General features: G+C 69.8%; 10 protein-coding genes and 2 pseudogenes. 5 read left to right on the forward strand and 7 right to left on the reverse strand.

Going from position 1 to position 14823, the window contains the following annotated elements:
* Nucleotides 1-48: 48 nt before the first annotated feature.
* Nucleotides 49-1479 carry a non-reducing end alpha-L-arabinofuranosidase family hydrolase gene (locus ACZ7N4_RS16730; protein ID WP_471359017.1) on the reverse strand — a complete coding sequence of 477 codons (1431 nt, stop codon included), beginning with the start codon at nucleotides 1477-1479 and terminating at the stop codon, nucleotides 49-51.
* A 792-nt stretch (nucleotides 1480-2271) separates the two neighbouring features.
* Between ACZ7N4_RS16730 and ACZ7N4_RS16735 the strand changes: the two genes are divergently transcribed.
* Both ACZ7N4_RS16735 and ACZ7N4_RS16740 read left to right on the forward strand, forming a co-directional pair.
* Nucleotides 2272-3702 carry an endo-1,4-beta-xylanase gene (locus ACZ7N4_RS16735; RefSeq protein ID WP_471359019.1) on the forward strand — a complete coding sequence of 477 codons (1431 nt, stop codon included), beginning with the start codon at nucleotides 2272-2274 and terminating at the stop codon, nucleotides 3700-3702.
* A gap of 235 nt (nucleotides 3703-3937) precedes the next feature.
* A pseudogene (locus tag ACZ7N4_RS16740) lies at nucleotides 3938-4393 on the forward strand (CE1 family esterase); the annotation flags it as partial.
* A 134-nt stretch (nucleotides 4394-4527) separates the two neighbouring features.
* On the opposite strand, the gene ACZ7N4_RS16745 reads toward ACZ7N4_RS16740, so the two are convergent.
* The 4 genes from ACZ7N4_RS16745 to ACZ7N4_RS16760 form a co-directional block, all read right to left on the reverse strand.
* The gene (locus ACZ7N4_RS16745; RefSeq protein ID WP_471359021.1) at nucleotides 4528-4854 is read right to left on the reverse strand and encodes an SCO5918 family protein; all 327 of its coding nucleotides are present in this window, start codon (nucleotides 4852-4854) and stop codon (nucleotides 4528-4530) included.
* Nucleotides 4855-4897: 43 nt separating this feature from the next.
* On the reverse strand, nucleotides 4898-5302 hold the full coding sequence (locus tag ACZ7N4_RS16750; protein WP_471359022.1) for a CBS domain-containing protein: 405 nt from the start codon (nucleotides 5300-5302) through the stop codon (nucleotides 4898-4900).
* Between the two features lie 46 nt (nucleotides 5303-5348).
* On the reverse strand, nucleotides 5349-6845 hold the full coding sequence (locus tag ACZ7N4_RS16755; RefSeq protein ID WP_471359023.1) for a DEAD/DEAH box helicase: 1497 nt from the start codon (nucleotides 6843-6845) through the stop codon (nucleotides 5349-5351).
* A 347-nt stretch (nucleotides 6846-7192) separates the two neighbouring features.
* Nucleotides 7193-7396 carry a cold-shock protein gene (locus ACZ7N4_RS16760; RefSeq protein ID WP_031045667.1) on the reverse strand — a complete coding sequence of 68 codons (204 nt, stop codon included), beginning with the start codon at nucleotides 7394-7396 and terminating at the stop codon, nucleotides 7193-7195.
* 358 nt (nucleotides 7397-7754) lie between these two features.
* Between ACZ7N4_RS16760 and ACZ7N4_RS16765 the strand changes: the two genes are divergently transcribed.
* On the forward strand, nucleotides 7755-8018 hold the full coding sequence (locus ACZ7N4_RS16765) for a hypothetical protein (protein WP_471359025.1): 264 nt from the start codon (nucleotides 7755-7757) through the stop codon (nucleotides 8016-8018).
* A 105-nt stretch (nucleotides 8019-8123) separates the two neighbouring features.
* A pseudogene (locus ACZ7N4_RS16770) lies at nucleotides 8124-8302 on the forward strand (IS256 family transposase); the annotation flags it as partial.
* A 60-nt stretch (nucleotides 8303-8362) separates the two neighbouring features.
* Here ACZ7N4_RS16770 and ACZ7N4_RS16775 read toward each other — a convergent pair.
* Entirely contained in the window at nucleotides 8363-8962 is a 600-nt protein-coding gene (locus ACZ7N4_RS16775) for a DUF6058 family natural product biosynthesis protein (RefSeq protein ID WP_471359027.1), read from the reverse strand.
* A gap of 779 nt (nucleotides 8963-9741) precedes the next feature.
* Here ACZ7N4_RS16775 and ACZ7N4_RS16780 point away from each other — a divergent pair.
* A complete protein-coding gene (locus ACZ7N4_RS16780) occupies nucleotides 9742-13002 on the forward strand; it encodes an AAA domain-containing protein (protein ID WP_471359028.1) in 3261 nt (1086 codons plus the stop codon).
* 481 nt (nucleotides 13003-13483) lie between these two features.
* Here the strand turns inward: ACZ7N4_RS16780 and ACZ7N4_RS16785 are convergent, their stop codons facing one another.
* Nucleotides 13484-14815 (reverse strand): class I SAM-dependent RNA methyltransferase, encoded by a 1332-nt coding sequence (locus ACZ7N4_RS16785; RefSeq protein ID WP_471359029.1) that lies wholly within the window; start codon nucleotides 14813-14815, stop codon nucleotides 13484-13486.
* Nucleotides 14816-14823: the final 8 nt, after the last annotated feature.

The following is a 14823-nucleotide window of genomic DNA, read 5'->3' on the forward strand; positions in this document are numbered from 1 at the left end:
CGGCGCGGTCAGCTTGCGGCCGGCCGCCGGCGGGGTGCACAGGCCGGTTCAGCGCTGCAGGGTGAGGACTCCCGGCCGCCACGGCAGTTGGTCGTACGGGCCGGTCGCGGTGGGGGACTTGCCCTGGTAGAGGAGCTGCAGGTTGCAGGGGTCGATGGTCATGGTCTGGTCGGGGTTGGTGCGGACGAGGTCACCGTGGCTGATGTCGTTGGTCCAGGTGGCACCGCTGTTGGCCTTGCCCGCGAAGGGGTTGCTCTCGCTCGCGGCCTGCGGCGTCCACGAGCCGCTCAGGCTGGAAGCGGTGAAGGAGCGGAAGTAGCGCTGCTCGTTCGCACCCCGGGCCTCGACGATCATGAGGTACTTGTTCTGGCCCTGGACCTTGTAGACCTGCGGCGCCTCGAACAGGTTCTTCGTCGTGTCGCTCATGACGGTCGTGTACGACGAGCCGAAGTTGCCCGGGAAGTTCCCGATCGGCATGCTCGCCCGGTAGATCTTGCCGTTGTCACCGGCGAAGAAAAGGTACATGTTCTGGCTGTCGGCGATCAGGGTCTGGTCGATCGGACCGGTACCGGAGTCGGGAAGGCTCCCGGTGAACAGCGGCTGCGGAGCGGACCAGCCGTTGGGGTTGGTCGGGTTGCTCGACGTGCGGTAGACGAAGGGCGACGCACCCCACTGGTACGCCAGCACCCAGATGTTCCTGGGCGCGAAGTAGAACAGCGTAGGCGCCACCGCGGCCTGGCTCATCCCGGTCTGGCCGGCCGACGCCATGTCCGACCAGTTCGTGAAGGGGCTGAACATCATCGAGCCGTACGACGATCCCGACACGTTGGACGCGTAGACCAGGTGCTTGCCGTTGTACGTCACGGTGGTGAAGTCCTTCAGCGAGGCCCACCCGTTCGCCGGCTGCGCCAGCACACCCGTGGACGTCCACCGGTAGGTCGACGGAAGAGCACACGTGCCGTCCGGCGGGGTCGAGGTCCCGGACAGGCCGGTCCACTTCTGACTGCCGCCGCCGTTGCACATCCCGATCTGCACCGCCGTGCCGTTGGCCGTACCCGTGCCCGCGGCCTCCAGGCACAGCCCGGACTCGACGCCGACGACCGTGCCGTCGGAGTTCACCCGCCACTGCTGGTTCGCGCCGCCGGAACAGGTCCAGATCTGCACCCGGGTTCCGGCCGTGGTGGCGTGGCCCGGAACATCGAGGCACTTGTTGCCGTACACGGTGAGCTGGTTGCCGTCCGTCGATGTCCACTGCTGGTTGGTCCCGCCCCAGCAGTCGTAGATCTGCAGATACGTGCCGTCGGTCTGGCCGGCGCCGGGCACATCGAGGCACCGGCCGGAACCAGCGCCGCGCAAGGCGCCGCTTGAAGCCGCCTGGGCCGGGGTGGCGACGAGCATCGCCGCCAACGCGGCCACGGCCGCGACCACGGCGGCGAGCACCGCGGACGGATGCCTGTGGCTCAAACTTCCTCGGGGCATGGACACTTCCTCAACCTTGAGTAGGCGGTTGGCGTTGACCACGGACCGCGATAGGCAGGTCCATGACATGTGAGTGACTCCGTACGTTCGATATGACGAACATGGGTCGAATTATCGAGCAACCCGAATGGTAGAGAACCGGCGAACGGCGTCAACCCCTCTCGCACGTATCGCCACCGAAGTCGAAACCCTTCGCAGCCATGGGCGCCCCATGGGGTCGGAGCACAGTGATGCACGGACGGGGCCGACGCTCGGCCGACCCCGCCCACAAGGCACTCGCACCCGAAGCGGGGTTCCGAAACTTTCGAACCGCGATCGGAAATTTTTCTGCCAGGAGTATTGACGCTCCACGGTCACCACCTCAATCATCCCTGTCTGGGAAACCGGTCCCAGTTCGGGATTCCGAGGCCGTATCGGCCCGGCATCCGTGCCGCACGGCAGATCCACGACCAGCCGCACGACAGATCCGCGCACCACAGCACCTGCGCCACCCCGTTCCGTTCCGGTGAGGTTCGCACCAGCGCATCCTGGCTCTTCGCGCGGTTGGAGAGGTACCCGACGTGGAGAGGTGGGCGACGCCGCGTGACGGTCCCCCGGCCGATCCGCGTCGGAGCACCCCATGCCTGCGCCGAGACGACACCGCCACCCGCCGTACGCGGCCCGTGCCCGTCCGGCATCGCCCCAGTCCCCTGACCGGCTCCGGCCGGCCCCGCCCGTCTGCCGAAACGGGAGCGGACGACGCAGTCCACTCCTTCTCGGTCCATCCCTGATTCCTACCTCGGAGGCACAGTCATGGGCTCGTACGCCCTTCCCAGACCCGTTGTCCGCCGGAAGATCCGCGGCCTGCTGCTGGCGCTGGTCGTCGGCGTCCTCGGCGCGGTCACCGCACTGGTCACGCCGCCGACCGCACACGCCGCCGAGAGCACGCTGGGCGCCGCGGCGGCGCAGAGCAACCGCTATTTCGGCACCGCCATCGCCTCGGGCAGGCTGGGCGACTCGGCGTACACGACGATCGCGAGCCGTGAGTTCAACATGGTGACGCCCGAGAACGAGATGAAGATAGACGCCACCGAACCGCAGCGTGGCCAGTTCAACTTCACCGCCGGTGACCGCGTCTACAACTGGGCGGTGCAGAACGGCAAGAAGGTGCGCGGCCACACGCTGGCCTGGCACTCCCAGCAGCCCGGCTGGATGCAGAGCCTCAGCGGCAGCTCGCTGCGCCAGGCGATGATCGACCACATCAACGGCGTGATGGGCCACTACAAGGGCAAGATCGCCCAGTGGGACGTCGTGAACGAGGCCTTCTCCGACGACGGTTCGGGAGGCCGACGGGACTCCAACCTGCAGCGCACGGGCAACGACTGGATCGAGGTCGCCTTCCGCACCGCGCGCGCCGCGGACCCCGCCGCGAAGCTCTGCTACAACGACTACAACATCGAGAACTGGACCTGGGCGAAGACGCAGGGCGTGTACGCCATGGTCCGGGACTTCAAGCAGCGAGGTGTGCCGATCGACTGCGTCGGCTTCCAGTCGCACTTCAACAGTGGCAGCCCCTACAACAGCAACTTCCGCACCACCCTGCAGAACTTCGCCGCCCTCGGCGTCGACGTGGCCATCACCGAACTCGACATCCAGGGCGCCCCGTCCTCGACCTACGCCAACGTCACCAACGACTGCCTGGCCGTCGCGCGCTGCCTCGGCATCACCGTCTGGGGTGTGCGCGACACCGACTCCTGGCGATCGGGGGACACTCCGCTGCTGTTCAACGGCGACGGCAGCAAGAAGCCCGCCTACACCGCCGTCCTCAACGCGCTCAACGGCGGCTCCACGACACCCCCTGCCGGATCCGGACAGATCAAGGGCATCGGTTCGGGCCGCTGCCTGGACGTGCCCGGCGCCGGCACCACCGACGGCACCCAGCTCCAGCTGTGGGACTGCAACAGCGCCACCAACCAGCAGTGGACGTACACCGATGCCGGTGAACTCAAGGTCTACGGCAACAAGTGCCTGGACGCCGCCGGCACGGGCAACGGCTCCAAGGTCCAGATCTACAGCTGCTGGGGCGGCGCCAACCAGCAATGGCGCCTCAACTCCGACGGATCCATCGTCGGCGTCCAGTCCGGCCTCTGCCTCGACGCCGTCGGAGCCGGCACCGCCAACGGCACCCTGATCCAGCTCTACTCCTGCTCGAACGGCAGCAACCAGCGCTGGACCCGCGCCTGATGGGACCAGCCGAAGGAGTGGATCGATGACGGCCCGCGGTGCGCCTTCCCCCGCCCCTCCACCAAGACGTCGCCGGTGGTCCCGGGTCGCCGCCGTGGTGGCAGCGGCCCTCGCGATCGGCATGCTCACCGCGGTGAATCCGGTGCCCGCCCAGGCGGCGACGGTGGACACCCATGCCTGGTACGTCCTGGTCAACCGCAACAGCGGCAAGGCGGTGGAGGTGCGGGGCGCCTCCCTCTGCGTCAACCCCGCGCAGCGCTTCGCCACGGGATTCAGCTGGGGCGGCGGCATGAGCCACGCGCTCGCATGCGGCCGGGCGAACGCCTTCAGGGCCGTCGCGGTCATGTCCGGCGCCGAGATCAGCGGGTACGGCGGCGGCACCGAGCCCATCGCCTACTTCGGAGTCCACGGCATCAGCGACTCCGTCCTCGACATCACGCAAGGACGGTCCCTGCGCGACAGACACGTCCGCAACAACGGCTGCACGCCCCAGAGCCCGCGCGAACCCGCGCCGGGCACCCGAACGCACATCACCACCACCTATGCGGGCTGCCGTACCGGCTACCCCGTCCAATGGGCCGCGTTCGACGGAGACCACACGCCCGGTCCGGTCGACGGCTCCTCCGGCGAGAGCGGCGTGGCCACCTGGACCAAAGCAGAGATCTGGAGGTTCTTCGCACAGTTCCAGTGACAGCCCCGCACCATGGAGTGGAGCCAGGATGATCCTGGCTCCACGGGCGATCCCACGGGCGATCCGCCGCGAGGGCGACGAACACGACCCCCGGAATTCGCCCACGCCGGTGGCGCCTCACTGCTCTGTTCGGGTCACACCTGTCCGTAAGTCAGGCGGACAGGGGGAGTGCCGAACGTCGCGGAAGCCGGCTCGTACGGGCCGGTCAGGAGCGCGGATGCGGCGGTAGGGCGGGTGCGGCAGGTGAAGCCGAGTCGGGTCATGGCCCTGAGGACTTCGCCGGTGCTGAAATCGCGCCGGTCCTGGCGGGTGACGACCTGGCCGACCTGCTTGGCGGGGTAGTGGCGTCGTCCGATGATGACGAACTCACCGGTGACCGGCTCAGGTGTGACACCCTTCATCGATTCCACCACGCCGCTCCTGGTCAGGTCGAACGGGAAGCGAGCGATGACGCAGCGCATGATGCCTCCAGGGGAAGACGGGGCCGTGCAGGGGTGAAGCGGTTCAGCGAGAGAGGGCGACGACGCCCGGAGCGTTGCCGCGTCCGTCGACCACGGGCGGGACCCCGAGCCGGCGGCGGCGCATCGCACGCTCGGCTTCGGCCCTCCTGGCCAGCGGCGAGGCGAAGGGCCCGATGACGTCGGCGACGTCACGCAGGCGGATCCGGTCCGTGTATCCCGAACCGTCACGAACGGCCGTGAGCCGGTCCCGGGTGACCAGGCCGGTACACATACCGTCCTCGTCGCAGACGACCAGCCGACCTGTACGGGCGGCGGCCATCACGGACAGTGCCACCTCCACGGTCATGTCCTCCCAGACCTGCGGTCCGGCCGCGTCCATGGTGTCGGCCACCGGGCTGTAGGCGGGGTGGGCGCTCGCCGGGCGGAACTGCGTCTGGTCCAGCGTCAAAGGGTGCCTCCTGCGAAGTTGGGCCGGCTTCCTGATCACCGAGGTTCTATGCCGCCGCACCGGCGGTGGACTGCCGTACGGGCGCGCGACGGGCCGCCGGGACGGGGCGGCGCCGGCCGCGTGAGGTGGCGCCGCGCTTCTTGGGGCGTTCGACCACCGGTGCGGTGATGACGACCGGGATGCCGGAGGGGACCTGGGCGCCGGTGATGCGGTGCAGGGCCTCTTCGCCGACGCGGACCTGGGTGGTCCGCGGGACGATCCCGGCCGCTGCCATGAGGCGGGTCATGCTGCGGCGCTGGTTGGGGGTGACCAGGGTGACGACGCTGCCGGACTCTCCCGCGCGGGCGGTACGGCCGCCGCGGTGGAGGTAGTCCTTGTGGTCGGTAGGCGGGTCGACATTGACGACGAGGTCGAGGTTGTCGACGTGGATGCCGCGCGCCGCGACGTTGGTCGCCACGAGTACGTTGACGTGTCCGCTCTTGAACTGTGCCAGCGTGCGGGTGCGCTGTGGCTGTGACTTCCCGCCGTGCAGGGCGGCGGCCCGTACCCCGCTGTTCAGGAGGTGCTCGGTGAGGCCGTCGACGGCGTGCTTGGTGTCGAGGAACATGATCACGCGGCCGTCGCGTGCGGCGATCTGGGTGGTTGCCGTGTGCTTGTCGGCGCCGTGAACGTGGAGCACGTGGTGCTCCATCGTCGTGACCGCGCCGGCCGAGGGGTCGACGGAGTGCACGACGGGGTCGCTGAGGTAGCGGCGCACGAGCAGGTCGACGTTGCGGTCGAGAGTGGCGGAGAACAGCATCCGCTGGCCTTCGGGGCGGACCTGGTCGAGAAGGGCGGTGACCTGCGGCATGAAGCCCATGTCGGCCATCTGGTCGGCCTCGTCGAGGACGGTGATGGAAACCTGGTCCAGCCGGCAGTCGCCGCGGTCGATGAGGTCTTTGAGGCGTCCCGGTGTGGCGACGACGACCTCGGCGCCACCGCGCAGCGCGCTCGCCTGCCGGCCGATCGACATTCCGCCCACCACCGTGGCCAGCCGCAGCCTCACGGAGCGGGCGTACGGGGCGAGCGCGTCGGTGACCTGCTGCGCCAGCTCACGCGTGGGTACGAGGATCAGCCCCAGCGGCTGCCTGGCCTCGGCGCGCTGCCCGGCCGTACGGGCCAGCAACGCCAGCCCGAAGGCGAGGGTCTTGCCGGAGCCGGTGCGGCCACGGCCCAGTACGTCGCGGCCGACGAGGGAATTCGGCAGGGTCGCGGCCTGGATCGGGAAGGGTACGGTCACGCCTTGCGAGCTGAGCGCGCTCAGCAGCGCCCTGGGCATGTCGAGATCGGCGAAGCCCTCCACGGCCGGGAGCGCGGGAGTGATCGTCCTGGGCAGCGCGAACTCCCCCTGGACCGCGGCGGGCCGGCGGCCGTAACCACCGGAACGGCTCGACACGGCGGAGCGGCTCCTGGCCGACGAACCGAGTCGGCCGCCACCCCTTCCGGATTCGGCACTGCCGTTACGGGTGCGGGTGAAGCGGTCGTTTGTGCGTGTGCGGTTCATGCGGAACCTTCCTTGACGCGGCACATATCAAGGAATTCCCACGGCGATCAGCAGCACAGAGAATTGCAAGAATGGACCGATGGGATGCGAAAGCGAATCTGGCCGGCGAAAAATTCGTGCGGGCACAGGAGCTGTAATGAGTGGCGTAAAGCGGACGCAATGCTCGGGAGTCCACCGCGATGAGGCCGCGAAGGATGCGTGCGCCCCTGAAGGGTGCTCCGCATGCGGTGAGCCCACGGGTTTCCCGGCTGTCGTCCGCAGGCGAAACCACTGCGGGGAAATGCGAGTAGCCGGGGCCCGCACCCCGAAGGACGCGGGCCCCAGCTACAAGTACGCGACAGTCAGCGTCAGGCGAGAACGATGTTCTCGGCCGTCGGGCCCTTCTGGCCCTGCGCGATGTCGAAGGTCACCTTCTGGCCCTCCAGCAGCTCGCGGAAGCCCTGGGCGGCAATGTTCGAGTAGTGGGCGAACACGTCGGCGCCGCCACCGTCCTGCTCGATGAAGCCGAAGCCCTTTTCCGCGTTGAACCACTTCACGGTACCAGTAGCCATGTCATTTCTCCTTTGGGGCAGTGCATCGGGATCCGCACTGCGCGGACCCCGTGTCGCCGCGATGATCACCCCGTCCGGAAAAAAACCGGATAACAAAAGCGCTTCCAGTGGCACAGGGGCCGACCGGAGGCACTTGAAGTTTTTGGGAACCACAACTGCAACTGACATCGACAGTAGCACGCCGCAGCGTCCTGCGTACGGTGAAGAATCCCACTCGGCTTAATGCGGTAGAGAATCTGTCTGCCTGTTCCGTTGGAATCTCAGCTCGCGGGCACAGATTTTGACTCAGCCGGGGCGTAACGTTTCGGGAAGCATTGGGCCGGCGCACGCGCGAGAACGGCCACATCGAGACGGTGCTGTGGCCCGCCGTACGAGCTCGCCCCCGGATGACGAGGAACTGACGACCCGGGTCGAGGACGGGCATCAGCAGATCAACGATGGCGTCGCGGACATCGGATGCCTTCCTGCCGGCGATCCCGCGCGGAAGGAAAGGGGACAGCGGGCCTTCGCGCTGACACGGCAGGACATGAGGGACGAGGAAGACCTCCTCCCCTCCCGGTTGCCGGACACGATGGACACCGGCCGGCACCGCACACTCGGCACTCAGCGGGGCAAGCGGTGAAAAGGGCCTCGTCAGCGCTGTGATCGGAGAGCCCCGCCTCGGCGACGCCGCACTCGGAGGCCCGGAGTCCCGTCAGCGGGGCCGGCCCTGGTCCGCTCGCCGCGCAGCGTCCGGCCGCGGACCAGCGTCACCCGGGGGCCTGCTCCGGCAGCGCCGCCCCGTCCATGGTCTTCAAGCTCGTCGAGTCCGCCCGGCAGCGATGGCGGGCCGTGAACGCGCCCCACCTCGTGGACCTCGTCCGCGCCGGAGCCCGCTTCGAACGCGGCCATCTCATCGAACGTCCCGAAGCCCGCGCGGCACGAACGATCGCCACCGATCCGCAGAACGCCACCCGTGGATCCAGGTCACGGGCGCGGGAAGCGGGCGCGCACGGCGTCGATGCAGACGTCCCGGGACGTGGGCCCGCCGAACCGAAGGCGGTCATAGGCCGTGAACGCCGGTTCCAGCGCGTCGAGTTCGTCGACCAGGGCGTGCAGCCGCTCGGACCACTGCGCGGAACCGGCATCCGCTTCGTCCGTCGCGCCGCTGATCGCGGTCGTCAGCTGATCCTTGCGCTGAATGGCGGCCGGGGTAACCGAGTGCAGGCACACGTACTGTCCACTGAGATACGCGTTCCACTCCGCCTTCCCGGTGACTGGGTCGGCCCAATGAGCGGTGAACCACGCTTCGAGCAGCTCTACACCGCCGGCTTCGTCGGCGAGAGCGAACAGGTCGGCCGGCACCATCTCAGCACCGTCGGAGCGCAGATATCCCGGGAGCGGCAGACGCTGCTTCATCATCAGCCGGCGGACCGCATCGGCATCGCGGTCATGGACTGCGCACAGTTCTTCCAGGACAACGAACTGCGTGCTGACGTATGCATCATCGGCCTCGGTCATCGGATGGACGCCGTTGACTTCGCGGAATCGCTCGGCGAGCTGCTGCGTCAGGTCTGTCTCCGACATCGGGTCGCCTCCGGCGCTTACCAGCGCGGGTATCTCCCGCACGTGATGCGGCACGCTACTGGCCGGACGGTTCGGCACTCACCGAACAATCGATGGAAGCACGACAGCACCAGGGCCCCTCGCCATCGCTCCGCCCACCGACCCACACCTCTTCACCATCACTCCTCCCGCGCGTGCGCGTACGGCAATGCGGCTCACCATGCCGATCGGGTGCGCCGGTGTCCGTCGGATGTGACCTGCGCGGAGTGGGCGGCCGTGCGACCGTTGCCGCCCCTGCCCGCCTGACGGAACGGGCGGGGCGAGCGCCCTGACCGGACCGGCTGGCTGGCTGGCTGCGGATCTCGGCGTCGAGCACGGACGACTTGATCACCTTGACGGCGACCAGCTGACCGGCGGGTGACTCGCCCGGATAGACCCGGCCCATGCCGCCGGAGCCGATCCGGCCGCGGAGGGCGTAGCCCCCGATGTGCGTGGGGTCGTCGCTCCTCAGCGGTTCCACAGCGGCCCAGCTCCCCCTCGGCGTCCGGCTTCCGGTCCGCGGCACTCGCCCGGCCGGTGGGCCACAGTGTGGATCGACGTGCCGCCATGGCTCCGGCCCCTCCGGCCCGGTGCCCCAGCCCCGCGGCCGGAAATCGCCATGCGGGACCGGCCCGCTGAGTTACCCGGGGCGAGGCCTGGGTAAGGTCCGCACGGAGATCCGCCACGGCGACGGGGATCTCCCGCACGACGCGCGACGGGGGTGGACGCGGGTGGGGTGGCGCGAGGAGATCGCCACGGCCTTGGGCAAGCTTGTCACGATCACGGGTGGCTCGGGAAGGCAACCGCGCTGGCAGCGGGTGGGACGCGCGGTCCGAGTCAAGGAGGCGGGCTGGTACGCGGTGGACCTGCGCGGTTCGGACATCGGCCCGGACCAGCTGGACTCGCTGCGACTCGCCGGCCCGGAGCCGGAGGACGTCGAGGCGACGGGATACGCCGTTTCGGAGACAGTGCAGAACGGCTCCCTGCTCACGGTGAAGGCCCCCGAGTTCTCGGACCTGGCGGACGCGTATCTGTGGCTGTTGAAGCAACCGCCGACCTTCCTCGTGGAGGCACTGCGCGAGGGGATCGCCGGGCTGGGCGAGTCCCCGCTGGCGAGCGCCCTGGCCGCCGGGGCCATCGGTGGTGCGTCCTCCTCCGACCCGGACCCCCCGGGTTTCCATCCCGCACAGGCGGACGCATACCGCGCGTGCCTGGGCCAGGGCGTGCATCTGGTGTGGGGTCCGCCGGGCACCGGCAAGACGACCGTACTGAAGCGCGCCATCGGCGACCTGATCGCCCGCGGCGATCGCGTACTGCTGGTATCGGCCACCAACATCGCCGTGGACAACGCCCTGCTGGGCGTGCTGAAGGAGAACCGGCACGCACCGGGCACCATCGTGCGTGTCGGCCCGCCGCAGCTGAGAGAGGTCGCCGACAACGCCGGTGTGTCGCTTCCCCTCATGGTGCGTGAACGGCTGGCCGAGACGGAGGGGCGCAGGCGTGCCGCCGAGGCGGCACTCGTGGACATACGCAGCCGCGCGGCGGAACTCACCGCGCTGGACACCTCCCTCGTCCGCTTCGATCCCCCCGCCTACCACGCCGCGCTGAAGCTGCTGCGCACACCCGGACAGGATCCGCTGTCCGTACGGCAACGCGCCGAGAACGCCGCCGAGTTGCTGGAACAGGCCGAGGCTGCCCGGGAGGCGGCGGAGAGGGCCGTCGCGGCGGCGATGCGGCGCCACGAGGGAACGGCGGAATCCCGCCGTCAGTGGTCGGAGGTCGACCGCCTGCGCACTGAGCAGTCACGCATCCTCCAGGCAGTGGACCGGAAGGAGGCCGATGCCCTGCTGACCGAGGCGCAACTTCAGTCGCTGCGAGAGGACTTGGGGAAGCTGGACGCCCAGGGGTCCATGGCCAGATGGCGCACTCGGGAGAAACGGCAGACGCTCCGCGAGCTGGTGGCCGCCGGGGAGTATGAGGTCGACCGTGTACGCCGCGCCGCGCAGGCGGCACGGACGACGGCCGAGGCACACGTCGCCGCTTCGGAGAAGGAACTGGCGGCGCTGATCGCCGGCATCGCGCACACACGAGAGCACATCGCTTCCCGGGAACAGGCGCTCGCCACGGCCCAGGCAGCCAGAAGAGCGGCCGCTGACGCCGTAGCCGCCCGCAGGGAGGAGGCCACCGAGCTCGAGCGGGCTGTCGTCCGTGCCCTCGATGCCGCGGAGCTGACGGCCCGCGCCCAGCGGGAGGACTGGCCGGCCCGCCACGCCCGCGCCGAACGGCTGCGCCCGCAGGTGGCGGCCGACACCACCGGCCGCGCCGCTCTGGAGGAGCGGTTCCGGCAGGTCCAGGAGGAGTACGAACGTCTCGCCCGCAACGCCCAGGGTGAGATCATCAAGAGCGCCGCACTCGTCGCCACGACACTCGCGCGGTTCCGCACCAACAAAGCGGTCTTCGAGGGCCCGTACGACGTCGTCCTGGTCGACGAGGCCGGTGCGGCGACCCTGCCCGAGGTGATCCTCGCGACGGCCAAAGCGACCCGGACGGCCGTACTGCTCGGTGACTTCATGCAACTCGGCCCGGTCACCGAGGAGCAGTTGAAGGATCTCGACCGCCCGGACGTGAAACGCTGGCTGCTCCCGGACGTCTTCGAGCACTGCGGCGTCCGTGAACCCGCGGACGCCCACCGGCACCCGGCCTGCGTCACCCTGACCGAGCAGCACCGTTTCGGCCCTGCGGTGATGCGGCTGGCCAACTCGCTGGCCTACGGCGGAACGCTGCGGGGCGGCAAGCAGACCGTGGCACCGAGACCACCCGACGACCCGGAGATCGTCGTCGTCGACACCGACGGACTGCATGAACTGGCGCGGCCCCACCTGACCGGCCGACGCAGCGGCTGGTGGCCGGCCGGCGCGCTGATCTCCAGAGCCCTCGTGGAGTACCACGGCGGAGAGGGTGAGGAGGCGGGCATCGTCACGCCGTACGGTACGCAGGCGGCCGCGACCCTGGAGGCCCTGCGGGACGTGGAGAGCGGGGGCGGCACCCTGGCCGAAGTGGGCACGGCGCACCGGTTCCAGGGCCGGGAGTTCCCTGTCGTCGTCTTCGACACGGTCGAGGGTGCCGACGGCCGCGAACTGTGGATGTCCCTGGCGCACCGGGAACCCGACGCGTCGGACTGGGCACGCAACGGCGTACGCCTGTTCAACGTGGCGGCCACCCGCGTCCGGTCACGCCTCTACGTCATCGGCAGCTGGGAAAGAATGCGCTCGGCGCGCGACGGCAGAGCCTTCTCGCATCTGGCGGCACTGGTCGGCACCCCCGGCGTACGAAGGCTGCGGGCCAGCCATCTGATCACCCCGCCGCACGAGAAGGCGCGGGACCTCGGCGGCTTCGGGACCGCGCTCGCGGACGTCCTGGCCCGGCACATCGAGGTGACGGGCATCGACGACGAAATCACCTTCTTCAGCGCGTTCGAGGACGAGATCCGCAAGGCCCGCACCTCGATCTGGCTGTGGGCGCCGTGGGTCGCGAACCGAGTACGCGGCATCCTGCCACTGCTGCGCGAGGCGACCGGACGCGGTGTGCGCGTGACCGTGTTCCTCCGCGACGACACGGACCAGCTCCAGGGCCGCCCGGACAACCAGAGCCTCATCGCCGACCTCCGTGCCGTCGTCCACACCGTCGTCCCCGTCAACGTCATGCACCAGAAGATCGCGGTGTTCGACGAACGCACGGTGATGATCGGGAGCCTCAACACCCTGTCCCAGTCGTGGACCCGGGAAGTCATGGTGACGATGCGTGGCGGCCACTTCGCCCGCAAGCTGCTGGAGCACGAGCACGCCGAGCAGTTCACCCGCCCGCCCACGTGCGCCCGCTGCGGCGGCACAAGCATCGAGCTGCGCCGCCGCAAGAACGGCACCTGGTTCTGGCGCTGCTACGACGCGGCCTGCAAGACAGGACCGAACGGACGGAGCAGTGCCTGGAACGCGGACGTTCGCATGGGTGGGGCAAGGCCCTGAAGGTGCGGCGGTTCGACCTCCGGAGCTTGCAGCCGACACCGCGACGGGGGTGTCGGCCACGTCGACCGCATCAGCTCCCAAGCCCGTCGCACGATGGTGAGGTTCGGAGTGCCCAAGAGGGCGCCCGGCCGCTGAAGTGGCTTTGAGTGTGCTGTCCCGGGACGTTGGTGACACGCGTGCCGTGTGCCGGCGTCGTCCACGGCAGAGGCCAGACCTCAGTCGTTCCCTATCCGCGCACGTACCCGGCCGGTCAGTTCGAGACCGGCCACCATGTCGGCTGCCGCGAGAACTACCTCGCCGAGTGCCTCCGATGCGGTGACGGCCCGTTCGGCGGGTGCTTCTCCGCGGTGACGACCGCCGCGGCTACGCCCGCCGGTCAGCCGACGCGTGACCGAAGCCTATGAAGTGCTGCACGCAGCGCGCTTCGGACAACAGGTCGTGCCCTCCGGCCGGGCTCGGGAAGCTCCGAGGCAACCGCGGGTCAGACCCGCTTCGAAACAGGCTCCAGAATCGCCACGCACTCCACGTGATGCGTCATCGGAAACAGATCGAACGCCCGAAGCGTCCGCACCCGGTACCCGCCCTCCCGGAAGTACCCCAGGTCCCGGGCCAGCGCGGCGGGATCGCAGGCGACGTAGGCGATGCGGCGGGCGCCGAGGGAGGTGAGGTGGTCGACCGTGGCGCGGCCGGCGCCGGCGCGGGGCGGGTCGAGGACGATGAGGTCGACCTCGGTGATGCCGGTGCGCGGCAGCACGGACTCGACCTTGCCCTGCTCGATGCGGACCCGCGGGAAGTCGGCCAGGTTGTGCCGGGCGTCCTCCACCGCGCGCTTGCCGGACTCGATGCCGAGGACCGCGCCCTTCTCGCCCAGGCGGTCGGCGAGCGCGCCGGCGAAGAGGCCGACGCCGCAGTAGAGGTCGAGGGCCGTCTCGCCCTTGCGGGGCAGCAGGCCCTGCATGACCGCCGTGACGAGGGTGTCGGCCGCCTTCGGGTGGACCTGCCAGAAGCCGCCGCCACCCACCCGGTGCGTACGGCCGTCCGCGCGTTCGCGGACGAAGGGGCGGCCGTGGACCCGGTGCACTCCGCCGGACTTCTCGTCGACCCGGAGGACCGAGACCGGCTTGTCCAGCTCGACCAGGGGCAGGCGGCCGCCCGGGCGCGGGGTGATGATCACCTGGCGGTCCTGGGAACCGGTCGCCGCGATCGCCTCGACCGACTCCATGCCGGTCCAGTCCCGCTTCTCGATGCCCAGCTCGCTCACGCCCTCGGCCGCGATCATGCAGTGGTCGATGACCTCGACCTCGTGCGAGCGGTGCCGGCGCAGGCCCGCCTCGCCGGTCGCGGGGTCGATCGCGTACTGCACCCGGGTGCGCCACTGCGGGACCTGCCCCGCCGGCAGCTTGTCACCCTCGGCCGGGACCACCGTGCCGTCCCAGCCCGCCTCCTCCGGAGTGAGGCCGGCGAGCCGCTGCAACTGCTCGGCGATGACGTCGGCCTTCAGCCGGCGCTGGGCTCCGGGCTTGGCGTGCTGCCAGTCGCAGCCGCCGCAGCGGCCGGGGCCGGCGAAGGGGCAGGGGGCCTCGATGCGGTCCTTGGACGCCTCCAGGATCCGTACCGCGTCCGCGCGGAGGAAGCGGGCACCCTCCTCGCCCTCGGTCACCTTCGCCACCACCCGCTCGCCGGGCAGCGCGTGCCGGACGAACAGCACCTGTCCCTCGGAGGTACGGGCGATGCAGTGGCCACCGTGGGCGACGGGGCCGATCTCGACCTCGTACTCCTCCCCCACCAGCGACTTCTTCGGTTCTGCGGGCATGGTGGGGA

It is taken from the genome of Streptomyces sp. NPDC107654 (assembly GCF_055639035.1).

What these genes read in the sequence shown, in the direction of transcription:
- ACZ7N4_RS16730 (WP_471359017.1), bottom strand. Translation starts at nt 1,479, where the DNA reads ATGCCCCGAGGAAGTTTGAGCCACAGGCATCCGTCCGCGGTGCTCGCC.
- ACZ7N4_RS16735 (WP_471359019.1), top strand. Translation starts at nt 2,272, where the DNA reads ATGGGCTCGTACGCCCTTCCCAGACCCGTTGTCCGCCGGAAGATCCGC.
- ACZ7N4_RS16745 (WP_471359021.1), bottom strand. Translation starts at nt 4,854, where the DNA reads ATGCGCTGCGTCATCGCTCGCTTCCCGTTCGACCTGACCAGGAGCGGC.
- ACZ7N4_RS16755 (WP_471359023.1), bottom strand. Translation starts at nt 6,845, where the DNA reads ATGAACCGCACACGCACAAACGACCGCTTCACCCGCACCCGTAACGGC.
- ACZ7N4_RS16760 (WP_031045667.1), bottom strand. Translation starts at nt 7,396, where the DNA reads ATGGCTACTGGTACCGTGAAGTGGTTCAACGCGGAAAAGGGCTTCGGC.
- ACZ7N4_RS16775 (WP_471359027.1), bottom strand. Translation starts at nt 8,962, where the DNA reads ATGTCGGAGACAGACCTGACGCAGCAGCTCGCCGAGCGATTCCGCGAA.
- ACZ7N4_RS16785 (WP_471359029.1), bottom strand. Translation starts at nt 14,815, where the DNA reads ATGCCCGCAGAACCGAAGAAGTCGCTGGTGGGGGAGGAGTACGAGGTC.